This is a genomic window from Rhodanobacter hydrolyticus (genome assembly GCF_044904645.1).
In genome coordinates, this window is the sequence record NZ_JADIKK010000008.1 from 883208 (window position 1) to 905057 (window position 21850).

The 21850-nt window shown below is 67.2% G+C and carries 20 protein-coding genes; 6 read left to right on the forward strand and 14 right to left on the reverse strand.

The features are described from left to right. Positions 1-202 precede the first annotated feature (202 nt). Positions 203-1393, forward strand: coding sequence for an alginate export family protein (locus tag ISP25_RS06410; protein WP_404612554.1), 1191 nt, complete (start codon positions 203-205; stop codon positions 1391-1393). Between the two features lie 115 nt (positions 1394-1508). On the opposite strand, the gene ISP25_RS06415 is transcribed toward ISP25_RS06410, so the two are convergent. Genes ISP25_RS06415 through ISP25_RS06430 form a run of 4 tightly spaced genes read right to left on the reverse strand, consistent with a single transcriptional unit; the run spans position 1509 to position 5474 of the window. Next, entirely contained in the window at positions 1509-2516 is a 1008-nt protein-coding gene (locus tag ISP25_RS06415; RefSeq protein WP_404612556.1) for a multidrug resistance efflux transporter family protein, read from the reverse strand. A gap of 5 nt (positions 2517-2521) precedes the next feature. After that, the gene (locus tag ISP25_RS06420) at positions 2522-3409 is read right to left on the reverse strand and encodes an alpha/beta hydrolase family protein (protein ID WP_404612558.1); all 888 of its coding nucleotides are present in this window, start codon (positions 3407-3409) and stop codon (positions 2522-2524) included. 8 nt (positions 3410-3417) lie between these two features. Next, positions 3418-4785, reverse strand: a complete 1368-nt coding sequence (locus tag ISP25_RS06425; protein ID WP_404612560.1) for a HAMP domain-containing sensor histidine kinase — start codon at positions 4783-4785, stop codon at positions 3418-3420. Beyond that, entirely contained in the window at positions 4782-5474 is a 693-nt protein-coding gene (locus ISP25_RS06430) for a response regulator transcription factor (RefSeq protein ID WP_192154865.1), read from the reverse strand. Before ISP25_RS06430 ends, ISP25_RS06425 begins: the two co-directional genes overlap by 4 nt. Before the next feature lie 135 nt (positions 5475-5609). Here ISP25_RS06430 and ISP25_RS06435 point away from each other — a divergent pair, with 135 nt between their 5' ends. Next, positions 5610-6119 carry a Spy/CpxP family protein refolding chaperone gene (locus ISP25_RS06435; RefSeq protein WP_192154863.1) on the forward strand — a complete coding sequence of 170 codons (510 nt, stop codon included), beginning with the start codon at positions 5610-5612 and terminating at the stop codon, positions 6117-6119. A 400-nt stretch (positions 6120-6519) separates the two neighbouring features. Here the strand turns inward: ISP25_RS06435 and ISP25_RS06440 are convergent, their stop codons facing one another. Both ISP25_RS06440 and ISP25_RS06445 read right to left on the reverse strand, forming a co-directional pair. Next, positions 6520-7434, reverse strand: a complete 915-nt coding sequence (locus ISP25_RS06440; RefSeq protein ID WP_404612562.1) for an alpha/beta fold hydrolase — start codon at positions 7432-7434, stop codon at positions 6520-6522. A 10-nt stretch (positions 7435-7444) separates the two neighbouring features. Further along, complete coding sequence (locus tag ISP25_RS06445) at positions 7445-8587, reverse strand: aldo/keto reductase (protein WP_404612564.1); 1143 nt, start codon at positions 8585-8587, stop codon at positions 7445-7447. Positions 8588-8700: 113 nt separating this feature from the next. Between ISP25_RS06445 and ISP25_RS06450 the strand changes: the two genes are divergently transcribed. Then, positions 8701-9657 (forward strand): LysR family transcriptional regulator, encoded by a 957-nt coding sequence (locus ISP25_RS06450; protein ID WP_192154857.1) that lies wholly within the window; start codon positions 8701-8703, stop codon positions 9655-9657. Here ISP25_RS06450 and ISP25_RS06455 read toward each other — a convergent pair. Then, entirely contained in the window at positions 9654-9812 is a 159-nt protein-coding gene (locus ISP25_RS06455; protein ID WP_192154856.1) for a hypothetical protein, read from the reverse strand. The genes ISP25_RS06450 and ISP25_RS06455 overlap by 4 nt on opposite strands. A 167-nt stretch (positions 9813-9979) precedes the next feature. Continuing rightward, complete coding sequence (hutG, locus tag ISP25_RS06460; protein ID WP_404612566.1) at positions 9980-10933, reverse strand: formimidoylglutamase; 954 nt, start codon at positions 10931-10933, stop codon at positions 9980-9982. A gap of 118 nt (positions 10934-11051) precedes the next feature. On the opposite strand from hutG, the gene ISP25_RS06465 reads away from it, so the two are divergent. Genes ISP25_RS06465 through hutI form a run of 3 tightly spaced genes read left to right on the forward strand, consistent with a single transcriptional unit; the run spans position 11052 to position 15319 of the window. Then, the gene (locus tag ISP25_RS06465) at positions 11052-12617 is read left to right on the forward strand and encodes a GNAT family N-acetyltransferase (protein ID WP_404612568.1); all 1566 of its coding nucleotides are present in this window, start codon (positions 11052-11054) and stop codon (positions 12615-12617) included. Between the two features lie 36 nt (positions 12618-12653). Further along, positions 12654-14105: a chloride channel protein gene (locus ISP25_RS06470; protein WP_404612570.1), complete on the forward strand. Its 1452-nt coding sequence runs from the start codon at positions 12654-12656 to the stop codon at positions 14103-14105. Continuing rightward, on the forward strand, positions 14102-15319 hold the full coding sequence (gene hutI, locus ISP25_RS06475) for an imidazolonepropionase (RefSeq protein ID WP_404612571.1): 1218 nt from the start codon (positions 14102-14104) through the stop codon (positions 15317-15319). The genes ISP25_RS06470 and hutI overlap by 4 nt, the downstream gene beginning before the upstream one ends. Positions 15320-15394: 75 nt before the next feature. Here hutI and lpxK read toward each other — a convergent pair whose 3' ends face one another. From lpxK to ISP25_RS06505, 6 genes are all read right to left on the reverse strand, one after another. Next, positions 15395-16372 (reverse strand): tetraacyldisaccharide 4'-kinase, encoded by a 978-nt coding sequence (gene lpxK / locus ISP25_RS06480; protein ID WP_404612573.1) that lies wholly within the window; start codon positions 16370-16372, stop codon positions 15395-15397. Positions 16373-16382: 10 nt separating this feature from the next. Further along, entirely contained in the window at positions 16383-18158 is a 1776-nt protein-coding gene (gene msbA / locus ISP25_RS06485) for a lipid A export permease/ATP-binding protein MsbA (RefSeq protein ID WP_404612575.1), read from the reverse strand. Next, positions 18155-18586 carry an ExbD/TolR family protein gene (locus tag ISP25_RS06490; RefSeq protein WP_192154842.1) on the reverse strand — a complete coding sequence of 144 codons (432 nt, stop codon included), beginning with the start codon at positions 18584-18586 and terminating at the stop codon, positions 18155-18157. The genes msbA and ISP25_RS06490 overlap by 4 nt, the downstream gene beginning before the upstream one ends. 4 nt (positions 18587-18590) lie before the next feature. Next, positions 18591-19253, reverse strand: a complete 663-nt coding sequence (locus ISP25_RS06495; protein ID WP_404612577.1) for a MotA/TolQ/ExbB proton channel family protein — start codon at positions 19251-19253, stop codon at positions 18591-18593. A gap of 92 nt (positions 19254-19345) precedes the next feature. Next, positions 19346-21493: a DNA internalization-related competence protein ComEC/Rec2 gene (locus tag ISP25_RS06500; RefSeq protein WP_404612578.1), complete on the reverse strand. Its 2148-nt coding sequence runs from the start codon at positions 21491-21493 to the stop codon at positions 19346-19348. After that, positions 21397-21666, reverse strand: coding sequence for a hypothetical protein (locus ISP25_RS06505; RefSeq protein ID WP_404612580.1), 270 nt, complete (start codon positions 21664-21666; stop codon positions 21397-21399). Before ISP25_RS06505 ends, ISP25_RS06500 begins: the two co-directional genes overlap by 97 nt. Positions 21667-21850 lie beyond the last annotated feature (184 nt).

Sequence of the window (21850 nt, forward strand, 5' to 3'; positions counted from 1 at the left end):
GGGTTCCCCTCGGTCGATGGTCGAAACCTGATATGTAACCCGTCGCTCAGCATTACGCAAGAAAACGACTTAAAACGAAATAACATGAAACCACAAACCCGGCATGCGTCATTCGTCATATCCACATGCCAAGGCTTCATTTTTTTGGACGTCCATTCGTGAACAGACTCGGCTCGACCCCCCGAGGAAACCGAGGCTCCGAATGCGAAGACGTTCCCTGCTGCTGCTCGCCGGCCTGCTGCTGGCTCCGCTCGCTCGCGCCGACGACGGCGTGCCGTATATCGAATTGCGCTACCGCGACAGCACGCTGCACCAGGCCAACCTGGCCGACACCGGCCACGCACACACCCTGCGCCTGCAACTGGGTTACCTGTGGACGCCGCTGCCCGACTTCTCCGCCTACGCGGAAGGCACCAAGGTGCTTTCGCTGTTCGGCCGCCAGTACAACGACACCACCGGCAAGCGCACGCCCTACCCCGCCGAGCCCGATCCGCCGTCGACCGAAGTGAGCAACGCCTGGGTGGGTTATGCGAACGACATCGTCGGCATCCGCGCGGGCAGGCAGTACCTCAACCTCGACGACCGGCGCTTCTTCAGCGCCAACCTGTGGCGCCAGAACCCGCAGAGCTTCGACGGCATCACCGGCTACGTGAAGCCGGACAGCAGCACCACGATCGGCTGGGGTTGGATCGATCAGGTCAACCGCACCGTGGGCGCGGACTTCCCCGATATCGAGCAGCGCCGCTGGAAGCTCGACGGCAAGCTGCTGCACGTGGACCAGGCGCTGCCGCTGGGCAGCCTGACCGCCTATGCCTACTTCGTGAAAAACCTCACCCTGGCGGCCGACTCCGTGCGCACCGAAGGCTTGCGCTGGATCGGCAACGCGCCCATCGGGCAAACACGGTTGAGCTGGACACTGGAGGGCGCGCACCAGCAGGACTACGCCAACAACCCTGCGCATTTCAGCCTGCCCTACCACCTGGTCGAACTCAGCTACGGCCTGCCGGCAATTTCGGCGCGCGCGGGCGAGGAACTGCTGGGCGGCAACGGTCGCAACGCCTTCAATACCGCCTACGGTTCGGGACACAGCTTCGACGGCTGGGTCGGCGTGTTCTCCATTCCGCCGCACGGCTTGCGCGATCGCTATGGCGGCCTGCTCGGCCAACTGCCGTGGCAGGGGCTGAGCTGGCAAGTCACCCAGCATGACTTCCAACCCGCGAGCGGCGACGGCAGGCGCTACGGCAGCGAGACCGATGTCGGCCTGCTCGCCAACCTCGATGCGCACCTGAATCTGGAGTTGCAATACGGCGACTACCGCGCCGACAGCTTCACCGTGAACCAGCGCAAGCTGTGGCTGATGGTGGAATACCGCTACGGCAAGCAGCCAAGTTGAGCCTTGGATTCGTCATTCGGGCGGGGGCCGGAATCCAGCGGCGATGACGCCGATCCGCACCATGCTGCCACTGGATCCCGGCCTGCGCCTGGATGACGAGCGAAAGCGGCATGTTTCACGCGCTGCGGTCGCCACGCAGCGCGCGCACGGCCGCCTCATCGCCAGCTGCATCGCGTCCGCTCACCCAGCCGAACAGTGCGATGCCCACGACAATGGCCAATGCGCCCAGCAGCGCCCAGCCGTGCGGCCATGCCTCGCCAAGCAGGGCCGCGCCCAGCGCCGTGGTGAACAACAGCTCCGCCGCCTGCATCGCCTCCACCGCGGCCAGCGCGGTGGGCTGCGTGCGCACGCGGTCGGTGGCGGCGAAGAACAGCACGGTGGCGATCACACCCGAGGACAGGGCCACGCCGCCCGCCAGCAACACTTCGCGCCAACCCGGCAAACCCACCGTGTACAGCGTGATCGCTGCGATCACCAGCCACAGCGGCCAGCTGCACAGCGTCATGCCGAACACGCGCTGCAGAGCATTCACCCGGTGCGCGCTGGTTTCCAGGTGCAACAGCAGCATGCGGTTGCCCAACGGATAGGCGAACGCAGAAAGCACCACCGCGGCCGCCGCCAGCCAGTCGCCAGCGCTCAAGTTGCCGTGCGCATGGCCCCATTGCAGCGCGAACACGCCGGCCACGATCAGCACGCCGATCGCCAGCGTGGGCCACGCCAGGCGACGGCGCGCGTCCCGATAAATCAGCGGCGCCAGCAGCGGTCCCGCCAACACCGTGGTCTGGAAGCTGCCCGCCACCAGCCACGCCGGTCCGCTGCCGGCCGCCCAGGTCAGCGGTATGCCGAACAGCACGAAGCCCACGCTGCTCCACACCAACCAGATGCGCGGATGCACGCGCAACTCGCGCGGCAACTCGCCCAGGCCGCTACGCCAGGGCAGCGCCAACGCCAGCAAGGGCAAGGTGATGAGATAGCGCAGGATCACCGCCCACGCCCAATGGCCGCCGCCGGTCACCAGGCTGCGGTTGAGCACGTAGGTCATCGTGAAGAACAGCGCCGCGCACAGCGCCAGTCCCACGGCGACGAAGGCATTGCGGCGCATCGGCAAATCAGTGGCGTCCAACAGAATCATCTACTCCGCGAAGTATTCCCGGCCAGCAAGGAACGCAGGCTTTCGACATACGCATTCCCGGCAAGCATGTACGTATCTTGGTGCGTACCGCCAGCCACCGTCGTGAATGCCACATTCGAGTGCCCCAGCGTCGCATCCCGCGCAAGCGCATAGGGTGTCACCGTATCGGCGGTTCCCTGGAACACCGCTACGGGCACGGCTGGAATCTGCCCGAAAAGCAGCGTGGCGTCATAGTCCGGACGTCCCGACAACGCACGCACGGGGAGCATCTGCCAGCCGACCAGCGCCGGATGCCGACTGATCCATGCCCGGACGACGCTGGACAGATCAGCCCCCAGCCCGTCGACGAGCACGCCCTTGGGCCTGAATGTCGATGCCTCCACCAGCGCCACGGTTGCGCCGAGCGACCGGCCGACGAAAACGCTGCGCCCCATGTCGCAACGAGTCGCCCTGCTCACCTGCGCTATCGCCGACGCAACCTGGCCGGGCAGGAGATCCCTGCGCGCACGCCCTTTCGTCCCATCCTGCCCCGGGTAGGAAATGGCGTAGACGTCGGCGCCAGCTTCTCGAATCAACGGGAAAAGCGTCCCTTCGTAGGTACCGATGCCGCCATGCTGGCCCGGAAAGAAAAACGCGCACGCCTGCCCAGCGCCGCCATACCTACGCACCACGACAGTAGTCTCGGGCGATACGGCAACGTCGAACCGCTGGTCCTCGTGCGTCGGGGCGTTGGACTGGGCACTGAATATCAGGCGGTCGAGATCCCAGTGCAGGAACGCGACCGGCAGGGCGAAATACAGAACGACGGCAGTTGCGACGACGACCCGCAGGATATTTTTGAACCGCGGGAAAGTGCTTCGCCCGTTCCCGTCGGAATGACGCATGAAACCCTTCACCCGCTGGCTACCGGCAACCTCAAGCGCACTTCCAACCCGCCGCCGTCGCCGTTGCGCGCAAGGATTTCGCCGCCGTGCGCCTTGGCCACGCGTTGCGCGATGGCAAGGCCCAAGCCATGGCCTTCGGCGCGTGCAGCGTTGCTGCCGCGGAAGAACGGCCGGAACAGCGACGCCAGCTCGGCTTCGGGTACGCCGGGACCGTGGTCGCGCACCAGGCATTCCGCTTCTCCATCGACGGCATGCGCCGAGATTTCCACGCTGCTGCCTTCGGGGCTGTACTTGATGGCGTTCGAGATCAGGTTGCCCAGCGCACGTTCCAGGAGCACGGGACTGCCGATCACTTCGAGCGGCGCGTCATCGGCCTGCCATTGCAGTTGGATGTGGCGCGCGTCCGCTTCCAGCGACGCCTGCTGCAGGCCTTCGTGCGCAAGCTCGGCAAAGTCCAGCCGCTCGCGTTCCATGCCCGGCAGGCCTCCCTCCATGCGCGACAGCGCCAGCATGTCGCCGGTCATGCGGTCGAGCCGGGCGATCTCCTGTTCGGCCTGGCGGAAGTAGCGCTCCGCCGCCGCGGGGTCGTCGCTGCGCTGGGCCAGGTCGAGGATCAGCTGCAGGCGCGCCAGCGGCGAGCGGAGTTCGTGCGAAAGATCCTGCAGCACGCGGCGGTCGTGCGCGACCAGTGCTTCGATGCGTTCGGCCATGGCGTCGAAATCGCCGGCAAGCTGGACCAGTTCGTCGCGCGCGGCACCGCCGGGGTGATCCACGCGCGCGGACAGCTCACCGGCAGCCATCCTTTGCGTCGCATTGCGCAGTGCCTGCACCGGCTTGGCCACGCTGCGCGCCACCCACCAGCCCACCAGGCCGATGAACAGCAGCGACAGCGCGCATTGCACGGCGAGCAGGATCTGTTCGCGTGCCTGTGGCGGCAGCCGCGTGTGCGAGCGGCTGATCGCTACCAGTTGCCGCTGCCTGCCGTCCGCACCGACCACGGGCTCCACCGCCACGTACATGGACAGCCTGCGCCAGGGCCGCAGCACCAGGCTGCGGTCGGCCGCCAGCATGTCGGGCAACGACTCGCGGATCGGCGGTGGCAGGTGGATAGGCTGCAGCGGCTGCCCATCCTGGAACAGCGTGGCTTCCACGCCCTCACGATGCTGTTTGTCGATCCAGTCCGCCAATGCGGACGGGCCGCCCTGGTCGTAAGCCTGCTCGGCCGACTGCGCCAGCGCGCTCCAGTCGATCTCCACCTCGGTGCTGTATTCCACGAAACGGCGGGTGAGGAAGCCACCCAGCACCAGCACCAGCAGGTTCGCCGCGCAGAACCACAGCAGCAACCGCCAGTACAGCGAACTCTTGAACGGATTCATGGCGCGGCCACCACCAGCACGTACCCGGCCCCGCGCACGGAATCGATGCGCGGCGATTGCGGGGAGGCCTCGGCCAGCTTGTGGCGCAGACGGCTCACATGCACGTCGATGCTGCGGTCGTAGCGCTCCAGCTCGCGGCCCAGCGCGAGGCGCGTGAGCGCGGACTTGTCCACCAGCTCGCCCGCGCGTTGCGCCAGCGCCAACAGCAACTGGAACTCGGCCCCGGTAAGCGACAGCTCCTGATCCTCGATCAGCACTCGACGCTCGCCGGGCAGCAACTTCAGCGCGCCCACCTGCAGCTCGCCCGCGGCAGCCGCGCCCGGTGCATGGCGGCGCAGTTGCGCACGCACGCGGGCCAGCAGTTCGCGCGGCAGGCAGGGTTTGGAGAGGTAGTCGTCCGCGCCCAGCTCCAGCCCCACCACGCGGTCCACCGGCTCGCCGCGTGCGGACAGCATGATCACCGGGAGGCGGTATTTCATGCGCAGTTCGCGCAGCGTTTCCAGGCCGTCGCGCCCCGGCATCATCACGTCGAGGATCAACAGGTCGGGCCGCTGCGCCGCGTTGTGCAGCCGCGCCAGCGCCTCCTCGCCGTCGTGGGCCAGGTCCACGGCAAAGCCTTCGCGTTGCAGGTACTCGGAAAGCAGGCCGCAGAGTTCACGGTCGTCGTCGGCTATCAGGATGCGGGTCATGGGTGGTTATTTAGCGGTGCACGGTGGCCGGCGGCAATGGCTTTACCCATCTTTACGCTCCCGCAAAGAACATACACGCCGGGATGTCGTCCAATAACCACACGTTCCACTACCCCAACGCAAGAGGCGACAACCATGCGCAAGAACCTCATTCTCGGCCTGGCCCTCAGCTCGGCACTGGCTATCGGCAGCTTCGCTGTCATGGCCCAAGGCGCCCCCGGCCCGGGCGGCCCCGGCGGCTGGGGTCACCATGGCGGCCATCACGGCATGATGGACCTGCACAAGCTCAACCTGACCGATGCCCAGAAGGCCAGCATCAAGCAGATCATGAAGAGCAGCTTTGAGCAGAACAAGAGCCAGCGCCAGGCGCTGCGCCAGCAGCACGAAGCGTTCGAGGCGATGAGCCCGACCGACGCCGGCTACCAGTCCGCTGCCGCGTCGCTGGCCCAGGCCGAAGGCGCCGCCACCACGGCTCGCGTGCAGCAGATGGCCAGCATCCGCGCGCAGATCTACAACGTGCTGACCCCGGCGCAGCAGTCGCAGCTGGCCGCGCAGAAGGCGCAGGCGCAGGCTCGCCGTCAGCAGTGGCAGCAGTTCAAGGCACAGCAGAAGGCCGCCGCCGGCTCCTCCAGCAACGGCCAGTAAGAACGTCCGCGCAGGATTCCTCCCCCTGCGCAACGTGAAGCCGCGTCGGTCTTGGCCGACGCGGCTTTTTTATGGCTGGCATCCTTGGCGGCCTGCTCTCTACACAATTGGGGGACGTCCAGATGGTCGCGAGGGACAAAGCGATTCCGGACACCTGCCGGCGCCTGAGCTCCTTCTCCTTGCCGGCCCGCGCCTCCGTTGAAGCGACGGCGAACGGCGAAGCCGGCCCGAAGAGCAGAGAAGGGACGCCCGGCCTCTGGAGAAGGAACCAGAGAAACGGCCTGGTTCGGTACGCCGGATCACAAGCAGGCCGCGTCGAGGATTCGGGAACGACTCCTGCCCACGCGTAGGCGGCTTGGCTACGCCACGCCGTATCTGGGTACTGAGGATCTCAGGCTTGTCACTCCGACGCACCCTGGAATCCGGTACCGGTACGGGAAGCCCGATTGAGCTCACTACGAAACGTGTCCGGTATTGCTTGAGCGCTTGCATTTCCTGCCGCGTATTTCGCCAGCCAGCGGCGGGTTTCGGCCAGCACTGCGTCGGGCGCCTCCATGTTGGCGTGGTGACCGGCGCCCTGCAGTAGCAGGAATTGCGCAACGGGGATGCCGGCGGCCATGCGTTCGGACAGCGCGACCGCCTCGGGTTGATCCTCGGTGCCGGAAATCAGCAGGGTCGGCGCGGCGATCTCGTGCAGGCGTTCCAGCGCCGAAGGTTGCGGCTCACGCTGGTCAAGCGCGGCACGCCGCCAGTAGTTCGAGGCACGCTGGAAGTTGTGCGCCGTCATTTCGCGCGTGCGACGGCGCACGACTGCGTCGACGTCTTCCGGCCGGCGGCGCGGACCATCGGTGAAGGCGCGCAACGAGCTGTCGATCATGCCTGCCGCGTCGTAGCTGCCGAGCGCCTGCAGGAAGGCCCGTGCGGCCGGTGTGGTGCTGGCGAACTGCCCCCAATAGCCGGCACCGACGAACACCATCGCGCTTACCCGCTCCGGATGCGCCAGCGCGAAATCCAGCGCGGTCGCTGCGCCGCCCGAACAGGCCAGCAACGCCGCGCGCCTTACCCCGCAGGCATCAAGCACGGCGGCGAGGTCCTCATGGTGCGCATAGGCTCCCGGCTCGACGGTCGAACGGCCGAAGCCGCGTGCGTCGTAGCGCACCACGCGACGGTCGCGCGACAACGCGGCGAACTCGTGGTCCCACTGGCCGCTGTCGACCAGGAAGCCATGCAGCATGGCAACTGCCTCGCCGGCGCCGGCCTGCTCGACGTGCAGGCGGGCATGGGCAACATCGACCTGCAGTGTCTGAATGGACATATGCATCTCCTTAGCGTGCATTCGTGACGGTCAGGCTCTGCGCGGCGCTGGCGGCCGCTACGCGCACCGGCGCGCGGTAGCCATCCGGCTTGTCGCCCACCGCGACGCCGCCATGGATGCGCTCCTGCTGTGCCTGGTCGAAAAAGCTGTAGGGAAACTGCTGCGGCAGCGCGGAGACTTCGTCCAGCCTGCGCAAAGCCTCGTCAGGCAATGGCCGGTCCAGCGCGGCGAGGTTGTCCTCGAACTGTTCCAGCGTGCGTGCACCGAGGATCACGGCACCGATGGCTGGACGGCGCACGGCCCACTGGATTGCCGCCTGCGCCATCGACAAGCCATGCTCCCGCGCCACCTGCTCGACAGCACCCACGATGGCCCAGTTGCGCGGCGTGAACTTGTCCAGCAGCGACACCAGTCCGCTGCCCTTGAGTGCCTGGATGCGGCCGTCCCCGGCGCCATCGTCGCCGGTTTCGCTGGGCTTGTACTTGCCCGAGAGCAGACCCATGCCCAACGGGCTCCATGCCGTGATGCCGTAGCCCAGCTCCTGCGCCAGCGGCGCATATTCCCGCTCGATGTTGCGCTCGACCAGCGAATACTGCAGTTGCAGGTTCACCAGCGGCTGCAGGTGATGCGCCAATGCCAGCGTCTGGATTTGCGCCGCGTACCAGGCCGGCACGTCCGACAGGCCGGCGTAGCGGATCTTGCCCGCGCGTACCAGGTCGTCCAGCGTGCGCAGCACTTCCTCGGCCGGCGTCACGCGATCCCAGGTATGCAGCAGGTAGAGGTCGATGTAGTCGGTGCCGAGGCGCCGCAGCGAACCGTCGACCGCACGCAGGATGTTCTTGCGCCCGTTGCCGCCGGCATTGGGATTGCCCGGCTCCGCCGCGTAGCTGAACTTGGTGGTCAGCACCACCCGGTCGCGGCTGCCGCTTTCGGCGATGAACTTGCCGAGCAGACGCTCGCTCTCGCCTTCGGTGTAGAGGTCGGCGGTATCGATGAAGTTGCCGCCCGCGGCGAGGTAGCGATCGAACATGGCGCGGGCGACACCGCCATCGGCGCCCCAGCCCCAGCTCTCGCCGAACGTCATGGCGCCCAGGGCAAGGCGGCTGACGCGGAGGCCGGAACGGCCGAGGGTGTAGTAGGCATCGAGCGACATGGCGAACTCCCGTAGTGGTTGACGGGAGCCAGTCTGCACCTTGTGATTGCTACGAAAAACCACCAACACCTTTATGCTATTTGAAGTACGGCTAATCAATCAGGAACCCGCTCATGCGCGACGACTATGCCCTGCGCGCCTTCCGCGCCATCGCCGAACAAGGCAGCTTCACCCGCGCCGCCGCAGCGCTGGACGTCACCGCTTCCGCGCTGAGCCAGACCCTGCGCCAGTTGGAAACACAGCTGGGCACGCGTCTGCTCCACCGCACCACCCGGCGGGTGGGGCTCAGCGAAGCGGGCCACGCGCTGCTGCAGCGGATCGCACCCGCATTGAACGAGCTGGATGCAGCCATGGACGCGCTACGCCAGCACGGCGACCGCCCCGCCGGCCTGCTGCGCATCACGGTGCCCGACGTGGTGGCCACCGCCCTGCTCGACCCCTTGCTGGGCGAATTCATGGCGCGCTGGCCCGACGTGCGACTGGACATCCACGTGGACAACGGATTCAGCGACCTGATCGCCGACGGCTTCGACGCCGGCATCCGCCTGGGGGAAAGCCTGCAGCGCGACATGGTGGCCGTGCCGGTGGACGGCCCGATGCGCTCGGTGGTGGTGGGTTCGCCCGCATATTTCGCGCGGCATGGACGGCCGATGCAACCGCGCGAGCTGGGAGCGCACGATTGCGTCAATTTCCGCAAGATCAGCAATCGCGCGATCTATCGCTGGGAGTTCGCCCACAAGAGCGGGCCGCGCAAAGGCCAGTGGTTCGACGTTTCAGTAGAGGGCCGGCTGACCGTCAACAGCATCCCGCTGGGTGTACGCGCCGCCATCGAAGGAGCCGGCCTGGCCAACGTGCTGGAACCCTTCGCGCGCGAGGCGCTGGACGACGGCAGGCTGGAAAGCGTGCTGGACGATTGGTTGCCGCCCTACGAAGGCTTCCATCTCTACTATCCCAGCCGCTTCCAGGTACCGCCGAAGCTGCGCGTGTTCATCGACTTCCTGCGCCAGCGCCAGGCAGCGGCCGGGACAACGCAGCGTCCCGGCCACGACCCGCGCAAGGCGCGGCATTAACGCCAGTGGCCACCGACCCAGACGTGGCCATAACCCCAGTAACCCGGCACCCACACGCGCGCGGGCCGCGGCGCAACCATCACGCAGCCGGTAAGCGTGGTGCCGACGCCAAGCAGGGCAACGGCAAGCAGACAGACGGACATGAGACGACGCATGGCAACACTCCTCCTCTTGGATATGTGTTGCTGGAAACGTCCCGCGCGAAACCGGGCTGACGGTGGTTGAGGACCGGGTTCAGCCAGGCCTTATCGACCTGACTGCAGGCAAAATCACCGGAGACGGGCATGTCATCGTGGGGCGCGGGACGCGCCCACCGTCGGTGTCATCGAGCCTTTGCGGCTCGTCCGGCGGCGTGCGTGACGCGATGGATCAACCGCGCGGCGACACGCGCCGTGACGTTGTCGCGATCAAGCGGGGGCGAGAGCTCCGCCACGTCCATCACCTTCAGCTTGCCGGTGGCCGCGATCGCATCCAGCAACGGCTCGACCACGTCCATGGCCACGCCACGCGCACTGGGTGCGCTGACGCCGGGCGCCATGGCGTGCGGCAATGCATCCAGGCAGAACGTGAGATAGATGGCATCGACATCCGCCAGCTTCTCCTGCAGTTGCGTGATGCGCGCAGGCAGATCGAGCGGGCCGAGTTCGTCGTCACGCACGTAGTACACGCCGAGCTGATCGGCGGTGTCGAACAGCACCCGCGTGTTCGCCGAGGCGCTGATGCCGAGCACGCAGTAATCCAGCGGCAAGCCATGGGCTGCGGCGTGTTCGATGGCCTGCAGGAACGGCGTGCCGGAACTGGCGCGGTCCTGCCTGCGCAGATCGAAGTGTGCGTCGAAGTTGACGATGGCCACGCGCGGGCGGCGCTCGCCCAGGTGCAAGGCCAAACCCTGGTAAGTGGCGAACGCGATCTCGTGCCCTCCCCCCAGGCCCACCGGCAGGTGGTCGGCATCGAGCAAGGCGGCGAGCTTCGCGGCATAGCGCGACTGTGCACCTTCCAGATCACCGTCGATCACATCGACATCACCCGCGTCGTATAGCGGCGTGTCGTCGAGCTGCGGCAGGTTCGAAAGCATCTTGCGCAACGCGGCCGGGCCTTCGGCCGCCCCCACGCGGCCGCCGTTGCGGCGCACGCCCTCGTCGCTGGCGAAGCCCAGCACCGCCACGCCAGGCGTGGCACCGGGCATCGGTGTGCGCACCCACTGGTGCCAGCGTCGCGTGGCCCGGCTTTCCGGCAGATCGACGCGGCCGCTCCAGCCGCTCACCACGGCGCTCATGGAAACGCCCGCCACAGGCAGCACACAACCTGGTTCATGAATGACTCCCGTAGGTGAGGCGTGCATTGTAATCGTCACGCTCGCATCCGCTTCACCCGCGTCACCGCAGCATGCCCCCATGGCAAAGAAAAACGGCGAACGCACTCCCAAGCTGCGCCTGCGGCTGGCCGCGCCCGACGATGTACCGGCGCTGGTCGAGCTCACCGCGCGCATCTACACGCCGGAAAACGGCTATTCGGCGGAAATGCTGCGCTCCCAGCAGACGCACTTCCCACAGGGCCAGTTCGTCGTGGAATACGAAGGCAAGGTGGTGGGCTACTGCGCGACCTTCCGCATCGACGAGGCCGCCGCGCTGGCGCCGCACACCTGGGTGCAGATCACCGCCGGCGGCATGGCCTCGCGCCACAAGCCGGACGGCAACTGGCTGTACGGCATCGAGGTCGTGGTGCATCCCGACTACCGCCGCATGCGCATCGGCCAGCGCCTGTACCAGGCGCGCAAGCGGTTGTGCATGGACCTGAAGCTGCGCGGCATCGTGTTCGGCGGACGCATCCCTGGGCTGGCGCGCAACATCCAGCGCTACGGCAGCGCGGAGGGCTACGTGCAGGCCGTGCAGGAAGGCCGCCGCCGCGATCTCACGTTGAGCTTCCAGCTGGCCAACGATTTCGAAGTTGTCGGCCTGCTGCGCAATTACGTGCCATCGGATCACGATTCGCTGGGCTATGCGGTGCACCTGATGTGGCGCAACCCGATGCTGCTCGACCAGCCCGACATTCCCTCGACCTCTTCTGCGCGCCAGTTGCCCACCACGGTGCGCGTGGCCTCGGTGCAATACCTGCAGCGGCGCATCGCCTCATTCGAGGAGTTCGCCACCCAGGTCGAGTACTTCACCGACATCGCCGCCGACTACAACGCGGATTTCGTGGTGTTCCCCGAACTGATCACGCTGCAGCTGCTGTCGATCGAGAACACCGAGCTGCCGCCCACCGAAACGATCCGCAAGCTCAGCCAGTACACGCCGCAGGTGAAGGAACTGTTCGGTCGGTTGGCCGTGCACTTCAACATCAACATCATCGCCGGCACCCATCCCACCGAGCAGGCCAATGGCGACATCCACAACGTCTGTTACGTATGCCTGCGCGACGGCTCGATCCACGAGCGCGAAAAACTGCATCCCACGCCCAGCGAGCGCATTACCTGGAATATCTCGGGCGGGGACGGCGCCGCCACGGTGCAGACCGACTGCGGTCCGATCGGCGTGATGATCTGCTACGACAGCGAATTCCCCGAGGTGGCCCGGCACCTGGTGGACCAGGGTGCGCTGATCCTGTTCGTGCCGTTCTGTACCGACGTCCGCGAAGGTTACCTGCGCGTGCGCTACTGCGCGCAGGCCCGCGCGGTGGAGAACCAGTGCTACGTCGTGCTCTCTGGCAATGTGGGCAACCTGCCTGGCGTCAACAATTTCGACATCCAGTACGGCCAGAGCTGCATCCTCACCCCCAGCGACTTCCCGTTCGCGCGCGACGGCATCGCCGCCGACTCCACCCCGAACAGCGAAACCGTGCTGTTCGCCGACCTGCACCTGGAAAGCCTGGCCAGCGCCCGCAACGCCGGCGCCGTGCAGAATCTCAAGGATCGTCGTTTCGACCTGTACGAGACGCGCTGGCTGCCGAAAACGAAGTGATGACGGTACTGCGGCGCGCTCTGCGATAATTGCCGGATGCCGGAACCATCCCTGCCGCCAAAATCATCCAACCCGCGTCTGCAGGCCGTGCTGGGGCACGAATTCTTCGCGCCGCACCAGTGGAAACGCCGCATCGCGTTGTGGAGCGGAGCCGTGCTGGTGGCGCTGGCGGCGATCCTGTTCGCCAAGGCCAGCAGCTGGTCGTACGCGTTGTTCCTGCGCCTACTGGCGCACGGCACCTGGATACCGCTGATCCTCACCCCGCTGGCATTTGGCCTGTTGTCCTGGGTCACCGAAGGCCGGCTGCGCGCGGCGCGCGGCAGCGGCATCCCGCAGGCGATCGCCACCCTGCATGTGGAGGATGAGGGTTTCCGGGCGCGGATGCTGGCCCTGCCGATTGCGGCGAGCAAGATGGCGCTGACCCTGATCGCCCTGGCGGTGGGCGCCTCGATCGGCCGCGAAGGCCCCACCGTGCACGTGGGTGCGGGGCTGTTCTACTCGCTGGGCCGACGCTTCGGCTTCACCGATGCCAAGGCGATCTCGCGCTTCATCCTCGCCGGCGGCGCCTGCGGCATCGCGGCGGCCTTCAACACGCCGCTGGCCGGCGTGATCTTCGCGATCGAGGAACTGGCCGGCACCTTCGAGCACCGTTTCAGCGGCCTGCTGCTCACCGCGGTGTTCGTAGGCGGCGTGGTGTCGCTGGGCATCATGGGCAACTACGCGTACTTCGGCACCGTGCAGACCGATCTGCCGCTGGGTCATGCCTGGCTGGCGGTGCTGCTGTGCGGGGTGATCTGCGGATTGCTGGGCGGCCTGTTCGCGCGCCTGATCCTGCTCAGCCGCCATGGCCCGCTGGCGATGGTCGGCCGCCTGCGCACGCGCTGGCCGGTGCCGTTCGCCGCCCTTTGCGGGCTCGTGCTGGCGCTGATCGGCATGCTCTCGCACGGCAACGTCTACGGCACCGGCTACGATCAGGCCCGCGCCATCGTGCAAGGGGCCGCACAGATGCCCGGCGAAAGCTTCGGCATCGCCAAGCTGCTGGCGAACGTGGTGTCCTACTGGGCAGGCATTCCGGGCGGCATCTTCTCGCCGGCGCTGGCCGTGGGCGCCGGCCTCGGCCACAACATCGCCCATTTCCTGCCGAATGCGCCCGCTGCCGCCGTGGTGCTGCTGGGCATGAGCGCCTACCTGTCCGGCGTCACCGGCGCGCCGCTCACCTCCGCGGTGATCGCGATGGAGCTGACCGACAACCAGGCCATGGTGATACCCATCATGGCTGCCTGCCTGCTCGCCCGCGCGGCGGCATCGATCTTTTCCCCCACGCCGGTGTACAAGGATTTCGCCGAGCGCCTGGTGCGCGATTTCGAACAACACCAGGCGGCACACGCCGCCCGGCAGTCTGCTGCCGGTGATACCAGCGCCTACGCGGAACCGGCTGCCGAGGCCGACGCCGGCGACGATTCCGACAACAGGCACTCCGAAGCATGACCACGAACCGTTGGGATCTATTGTTCGTCCACGCCAACCTGGCGAGCTTCGCCGGCGATGCACCGTTCGGCCTGATCGAGGATGGCGCACTGGCGTGTGCCGACGGCCGCATCGCGTGGATCGGCCCCATGCACGAACTTCCGCCAGGCGCCGACGCCGCGCATGTCGAAGACCTCGGCGGTGCCCTGCTCACGCCCGGGCTGGTCGATTGCCACACCCATCTGGTGTTCGGCGATAACCGCGCCAACGAATTCGACATGCGCCTCAACGGCGCCAGCTACGAAGAGATTGCCCGCGCCGGTGGTGGCATCGTGTCCAGCGTGCGCAGCACGCGCGCCGCAACCGAGGACGAACTGTTTGCCCAATCGTTGCCGCGTGCCCGCGCCCTGCTCGCCGACGGCGTCACCACGCTGGAGATCAAGTCCGGTTACGGGCTTGATCCGGAGGCCGAACGACGCATGTTGCGCGTGGCGCGGCGCATCGGCGAAACGCTCGGCATCACGGTGCGCACCAGCTTCCTCGGCCTGCACGCGTTGCCGCCTGAATACAAGGAGCGCCGCGACGACTACGTGGCGCTGGTCTGCGACGACATGCTGCCCGCGCTGGCCGCCGAACGGCTGGTCGACGCCGTGGATGCGTTCTGCGAGAAGATCGCCTTCACGCCCGCCGAAACGCGCCGGCTGTTCGAGCGCGCCACGCAGCTCGGCCTGCCGGTGAAGCTGCATGCGGAGCAACTCTCCGACCAGGGTGGCGCGGCCCTGGTGGCGAGCTACCACGGCCTCTCCGCCGATCATCTGGAACACCTCGGCGAAACCGGCATCGCAGCGATGGCGAAGGCGGGTACCGTAGCCGTGCTACTGCCCGGCGCATTCTATGCGCTGCGCGAGACGCATCTGCCGCCAGTGGCCGCGTTGCGCGAACACGGCGTACCCATTGCCGTTGCCACCGACTGCAACCCCGGCACCTCGCCCCTGCTCTCGCTGCGCCTAGCTGCGAACATGGCCTGCACGCTGTTCCGCCTCACGCCCGAGGAGGCGCTGCGCGGCGTCACCGCGAATGCGGCCCGCGCGCTCGGCGTCGCCGACCGTGGCACGCTGGCCGTGGGCCAGCGCGCCGACCTGGTGGCGTGGCACGCAAGACAAGCCGCCGAGCTGTGCTACTGGATCGGCGGCCAGCTCGTACGGCAAGTCTGGATCGGCGGCCGCCCTGTGTAGGAGCGCACCCTGTGCGCGATTGCTCTGGCGCTGGTCGAAGTCGAAGCGCAAGGCAATCGCGCACAGGGTGCGCTCCTACACGCGCCCAGGCAGCCTCGCCAGCACCGCTTCGAAAAACTCCACCGGAAGCTCGGCGTGCACCGGCACGCGCCACCAATGCGCCTGCGCGAAGCCGCGGCACTTCACCGCGTCCTTGTCGGTCATCAGCACCGGCAGTTCGTCGCCGAAGGCAAGCTCGGTGGCGACGAAGGCATGATGGTCGGGGAACGCATGCTCGACCACCTCGATGCCCGCATCGCGCAAGCCGGCGAAGAAACGCGCGGGATTGCCGATGGCGGCCAGCGCATGCACCCGCATGCCCGCGAAATCCGCAAGCAACCGCCGATGCACGCCATCCAGCGTCACGGCCTCGCCGCCGGCAAGCCGCATGCTGTACTCGCCTTCCTGCGGCGTACCGCCGTTGCACACGCGTAAATCCACTTGCGCCAACCGGTGCAACGGCTCGCGCAACGGGCCGGCCGGGAGCAGGCGGCCGTTGCCGAAACGCCGCACGCCGTCGATCACGCAGATCTCCACGTCGCGGACGAGGCGGTAGTGCTGCAAGCCATCGTCCGCGATGACCACGTTGCATCCATCCGCCACCAGCAGCCGCGCCGCTGCCGGACGATCGCGCCCCACTGCCACCGGCACGCCGCTGGCATGGATCAGACAAGGCTCGTCGCCCACCTCGGCCGGATCGGGCATGCCACCCAGCAAAGCGGCCCCGCGCTGCTTGCCGCCGTAGCCGCGACTTGCCACGCCGGGACGAAAGCCGCGTGCGCGCAGCGCGTTCGCCAGTGCGATGGTGAGCGGCGTCTTGCCCGTGCCACCGGCGGTGAGATTGCCGATCACGACCACCGGCACACCCAGGCGCACGCTGCGCAATACACCGATGCGGTACAGCGCTCGACGCAAGACGGTGATCGCGCCATACAAGCCGGCCAGCGGCTGCGTCCACCACGGGCAGCGGCGGTTGCCATACCAGGCCTCGACGAGTTCGTCCGCGAGCGCCATGCGCAGGTTCTCAGTCGCTGCCGAGGTTCGCGTCGTGGAACTGCATGCGATGCAGCGCGGCATAGTGGCCGCCCATCGCCAGCAACTCGGCATGGCTGCCGCGCTCCACGATGCGCCCCTGCTCCATCACTGCGATCTGGTCGGCACCTTCGATGGTGGAAAGGCGATGCGCGATCACCAGCGTGGTGCGGTCGCGCATCAACTTCTGCAGCGCCTGCTGGATCAGGCGTTCGGATTCGGTGTCCAGCGCGCTGGTGGCCTCGTCCAGCACCAGGATCGGCGCGTTCTTGAGGATGGCGCGGGCGATCGCGATGCGCTGGCGCTGGCCACCGGACAGACTGTTGCCGCGTTCGCCGATCTGGCTGTGGATGCCCTTGGGCAGGCGCGCGATGAACTCCATCGCGTTGGCCGCTTCCGCCGCGGCCACGATCTCGGCCTCGCTGGCGCCGGCCAGTTCGCCGTAGGCGATGTTGTTGGCCACGGTGGCGTCGAACAGCACCACGCTTTGCCCCACCCAGGCGATCTGCCGGCGCAACGAAGCCAGCGTGTAATCCTCGTAGTTCTCGCCGTCCAGCACGATGCGTCCGCCGCTGGGTTCGTTGAAGCGCGGCAGTAGGCTCACCAAACTGCTCTTGCCGCTGCCTGACCGCCCTACCAGCGCGGTGACCGTGCCTGGCGCGCAATGCAGATCCACGCCCCGCAGCGCCTCGAACTCGTTGCGTGCGTAGGTGAGCCGCACGTCCTCGAAGTGCAGGTCCCCGCGAGTTCGCACGAGTTCGCGCGTACCACGGTCGGCCTCCGGCGGCCTGTCCATCACTTCAAAAAGGTCTTCCGCCGCGGAGAGGCCGCGCTGGACGTTCGCCTGTACGTTGGCAAGCCGCTTCAGCGACGGCATCAATGCGCCCATCGCGGTAAGCACGGTGACGAACACGCCGGGCGAAATACTGTTGATCACGCTCGGCCGCGTCGCCAGGTACACCAGCACCGCCAGTGCAAAGGCCGCCACCGTCTGGATCGCGGTGCTGGAGAATGCGTTGGTAGCAGCGATCTTGAGGTTGAGTCGCCGCGCGCGGTGCGTGACTTCGTCGAAACGCTCCGCTTCGTGCGGCTGGCCGCCGTAGATGCGTACCTCCCGGTGCGCGCCGACCGACTCCTCCACCGTGCCGGTGACCGATCCCATCGAGTTCTGGATGCGCCGGCTAATCTGACGGTAGCGACGGCTGACTGCCGTGGCGATTAGCGCGATGGCCGGCACCATCACCAGCAGAGCCAGCGAAAGGTAGGCGCTGTTGTGCAGCATCACGTACAGCATGCCGACCACGGTGACGCCTTCGGTCACCACGACTTTCACCGCATCGGTGGAAGCGGCTGCCACCTGCTCGCTGGTATAGGTGATGCGCGAGATCTGCTGGCCCGAGGGCTCGCCGCCGAAGAAGGTGGCCGGCAGGCGCAGGTAGGCAGCGAACACGTCGGCCTGCATTGCCTGCACCACGTTCCGGCCGATATAGGAGATGCCGTAGCTGCTGATGTAGGTGCCGACGCCGCGCAAAGCGAAGATGCCCACGATCCAGATCGGCATCCAGAAGATCAGGTACGGATCCTTTTTCGCGAACAGATCGTCAATCATCGGCCGCAGCTTCTGGGTAAAAGCTGCCAGGCTGCCGCCGTCCAGCGCCATGCCGATCACGGTGACGACGCCGATCATCCAATAGCGTTTCGTGTACCCCAGCAATCGCTTGTAGATGCGCCAGGATTCCGCGTCCCACACCGGGGTTTTGCCGCTCATTGCGCCTTGTCCGGCTGCGTCGGCGTGGTGGCGATGGACAGGTGCGTGAAGCCGAGCTGGCCCAGCGCGTCCATCGCGGTCACCACGCTCTGGTGCGAGGACAGCGCGTCGGCGCGTATCGCCACCGGACGGTCGTGGTCGCCGTTCGCGTTGCGCTCGATCACCTGCTTGAGGATGTCGATGCCTTCGCCCGGCACCGCGTCGCTGCCCACCCAGTAGCGGCCCTCGCGGTCCACCGTGATGGTGAGCGCGGGCGCGTTCATGTCGCGATCCTGCGCGCTGGCATTGGGCAGGGTGACCTGCATCCGCGCGTGCTGGACGAAGGTGCTGGTGAGCACAAAGAACATCAGCAGGGTGAGCAGCACGTCGATCAACGGCACCACGTTGATCTCGAACTCGTCCCGGCGGTGGTCGTTGCCGATGCGCATGGAATCAGCCTGCGTTCGGCGCGACGGGCGTGGCGGTGCGGCGCACGCGCGGCGCGGTGGCCGGCGCGGGCAGGGTCAATTCGTCCAGCAGCGCGGTGGCCTGCTTTTCCATCTGCACGCAATAGCCCAGGATGCGCGAGCGCAGCCAGCGGTGCAGCACGTAGGCGGGAATCGCCACGGTAAGGCCGGAAGCCGTGCAGATCAGCGCCTCGCCGATGCCGCCGGCCATCTTCGCCGGATCGCCGATGCCGCCCGCCATCACCTGCATGAACATGCGGATCAGGCCGATCACCGTGCCGAACAGGCCCAGCAGCGGACCAATCAGCGCGATGGTGCCCAGCGTGCTGAGGTAACGCTCCATCGAATGCACCACGTGGCGACCGGTGTCCTCGATGCGCTCCTTGATGATGTCGCGCGACTGGCCACGCACCGCCAGCGCCGACGCCAGCAGCTCGCCCAGCGGCGAGCTGCTGGACAGCGCCTGCAGATGGCTCGGGTCAAGCTGGCCGGCATGCGCCCACTGACGCACCTCCTCGCCCAGTCCCGGCGGCAGCACGGCATTGCGCCGCAACGTCCAGCAACGCTCCAGCACGATCGCCAGCGCCACCAGCGAACACACCAGAATGGGCAGCATCGCCCAACCGCCAGCCATCAGGATATCGAGCACGTTCGTTCCACCGGGCATCCAAAACGAGAGGCCGCATCATAGCAGCCGGCCCATGCCGTTCCGTGGCGGCCGTGGCAGTCCGGAACCTGCGCTCAAGGGCGTTCGCGCCAATAGCGCGGATCGCGCAACCGCCAGCGCACCGCCACCCGGGCCGGCCCGTCGCGGGGAAAGTCCAGCGCGATCGCGCCGCTGTCGGCGGTATTCAGTACCGGCACGCCCGACTCCGCGTAGCGTGCGAGCACTTCCGGCTTGGGATGGCCGAAGCGATTGCGCCAGCCGGCGGAGACAACGGCGAACGGCGGGGCCACCGCATCGATGAAATCCACGCCGGACGACGCCTTGCTGCCGTGGTGCGGCACCAGCAGCACCGGCGACGGGCCATCGCCCAACGCGTTGGCCACGGCCGGTTCGACTTTGGAACTGATGTCCCCGGTGAGCAGGAGTGAACCACCGGCACCCGCCACCAGCAGCACGCAGGAGCGGTCATTGCCCTTGCCAGCCGTCTGAGGCGTGGGGCTCAGCACGCGGAAATGCACGCCGTCCCACACCCACGACTGCCCAGCGGTACAAGCCCGCATCGGCACGTGCATGCGCTCGGGTTCGCCTGCATAGCGCCATGCCTCGGGGAATGCGGCCACCACCGCATCGGCACCGCCGGCATGGTCGTTGTCCGCATGGCTCACCATCAGCGCGTCCAGCCGTGCGATGCCCAAGGCCCGGACCGAAGGCAGCACCGCCGCCTCGCCCAGGTCATAGCCGGAGGGATAGCGCGCGCCGGTGTCGTACAGCAGCGCATGCCCGCGTGTGCGCAGCAATACCGACAGTCCCTGCCCCACATCCAGCACCCACGCCTCGAACGCACCTGCAGCCGGCTCCGGCAACGACGGCCACAACAGCGGCAGGAACAGCATGAGGCCCAGTGTGCGCAACGGCATGCCGCGCGGCATGAACAGCCACAACGCACCCAGCGTGGCCAGCAGCAATGACCACGGTCGTACCTCGGGCAGATACCAATGCGCACCCGGCCACGCCGCCATGCGTTCCAGCAGCCACCACTGTGCGTGCGCGAGCGCTGCCGCCAGCTCCAGCACAGGCGCGGCCAAGGGCGGACACAGGCCCAGCAGCACGGTACCCAGCAAGACGCATGGCACGATGACGAAACTCACGAACGGCACCGCGACGAGATTGGAAAGCGCTCCCACCAGCGAGGCCTCGCCGAAGAACCACAGCGTCAGCGGCAGCAGCGACACCGTCATCAGCAGCTGGGCCGCCGTGAGCTCGTGCAGGAAGGCGCGCAAACCGCGGCCACGCGCCTGCAGGCACAGCATCAACAAGGCCACGCCGGTGAACGACAACCAGAAACCCGCCGCCAGTACCGACAAGGGATCGAACACGAGGATCGCGATCATGGCCAACGCCAGCGAATGCGCACCATGGCCGCCGCGCCTCGAACAGCGCGCCAGCGCGACCACTGCGATCATCAGCAGCGTGCGCACGGTGGGCAGGCCAAAGCCGGCCAGCGCACCGTATGCCACGGCCGCCAGCAAGGCAGCAGCGGCCTGTGCCTGCACGCGCGGCATGCGCAAGGCCAGCCTCGGCCACAACAGGTACAGCGATCCGGCCAGCCATGCACCGATCACCGCCACCACGCTCACGTGGAATCCGGAAATCGCGATCAGGTGCGGGATGCCGTTGGCACGCGCGACCTCCCAGTCCTCCTGGCTCAAGCCGCGCGTGTCGCCCACCGAGAATGCCTGCAGCAGCGCGGCGTCATGCGGATCACCCACGCGCACAGCGATGCCGCGCGAGACCGCATTTCGCACACCATCCACGCACCACGTCGCGCGGCCCATCGGTGCGTTGGCGGAATCCTGGCGCACGTAGCCGGTAGCCACGATGCGTCGCTGCAAAGCCATGCGCTCGCCATCCGAAGCGCCGGGGTCCAGCAGGCCGCGCGGTCGCTTCAGCCGCAACAACAGGCGCCAGCGTTCGCAGGGAGCGAGCAGCGGCGCATCGTCGTACCACGACACCATCGTGCGTCCGCGCAAAGGCACGGGTTTGCCGTCCAGCGTCGCGCCATCGACGGACAGCACGAAGCGCGTGGCGTCCTCGCGCACCAGCGGCAATTCCGCGACGCGCCCGGTCACCACGAAATCACGCCCTCCAGATCGCGCGGCAGCCGCGCATCCATCGCCCCCGCACCGCACAGCATCGCCCACAGCACGCCCACGCAACCACACGACGGCAACCGCCAGCGCGGCCAGCACCAGAAGCTCACGGCAACAGGCAGCAGCAACAGCATCGACAGCCAGCGTGGCGGCAACGCCGGCAGCCATTGCACCAGCAGCACGCCAATCAGCAGCACAGGCGCCGCCAACGTCGCGGTGAAAGGTTTGTCGAACGCCAGCGCCATGCCCCGCCCGATGCCGGATGGATTGATCGAGGCTAACGCGGCAACGTCATGACATCGGATGAAAGGTTTGTAGGACTTTGCCTCATCGCGAGCGCGAATCAGCTTTACTTCACCATCGTCTGGACACCATGCCCGAACTCGTCAAGCATCGCCCTTGCATGAGGTTGCAACCGAGCTGTCTGAT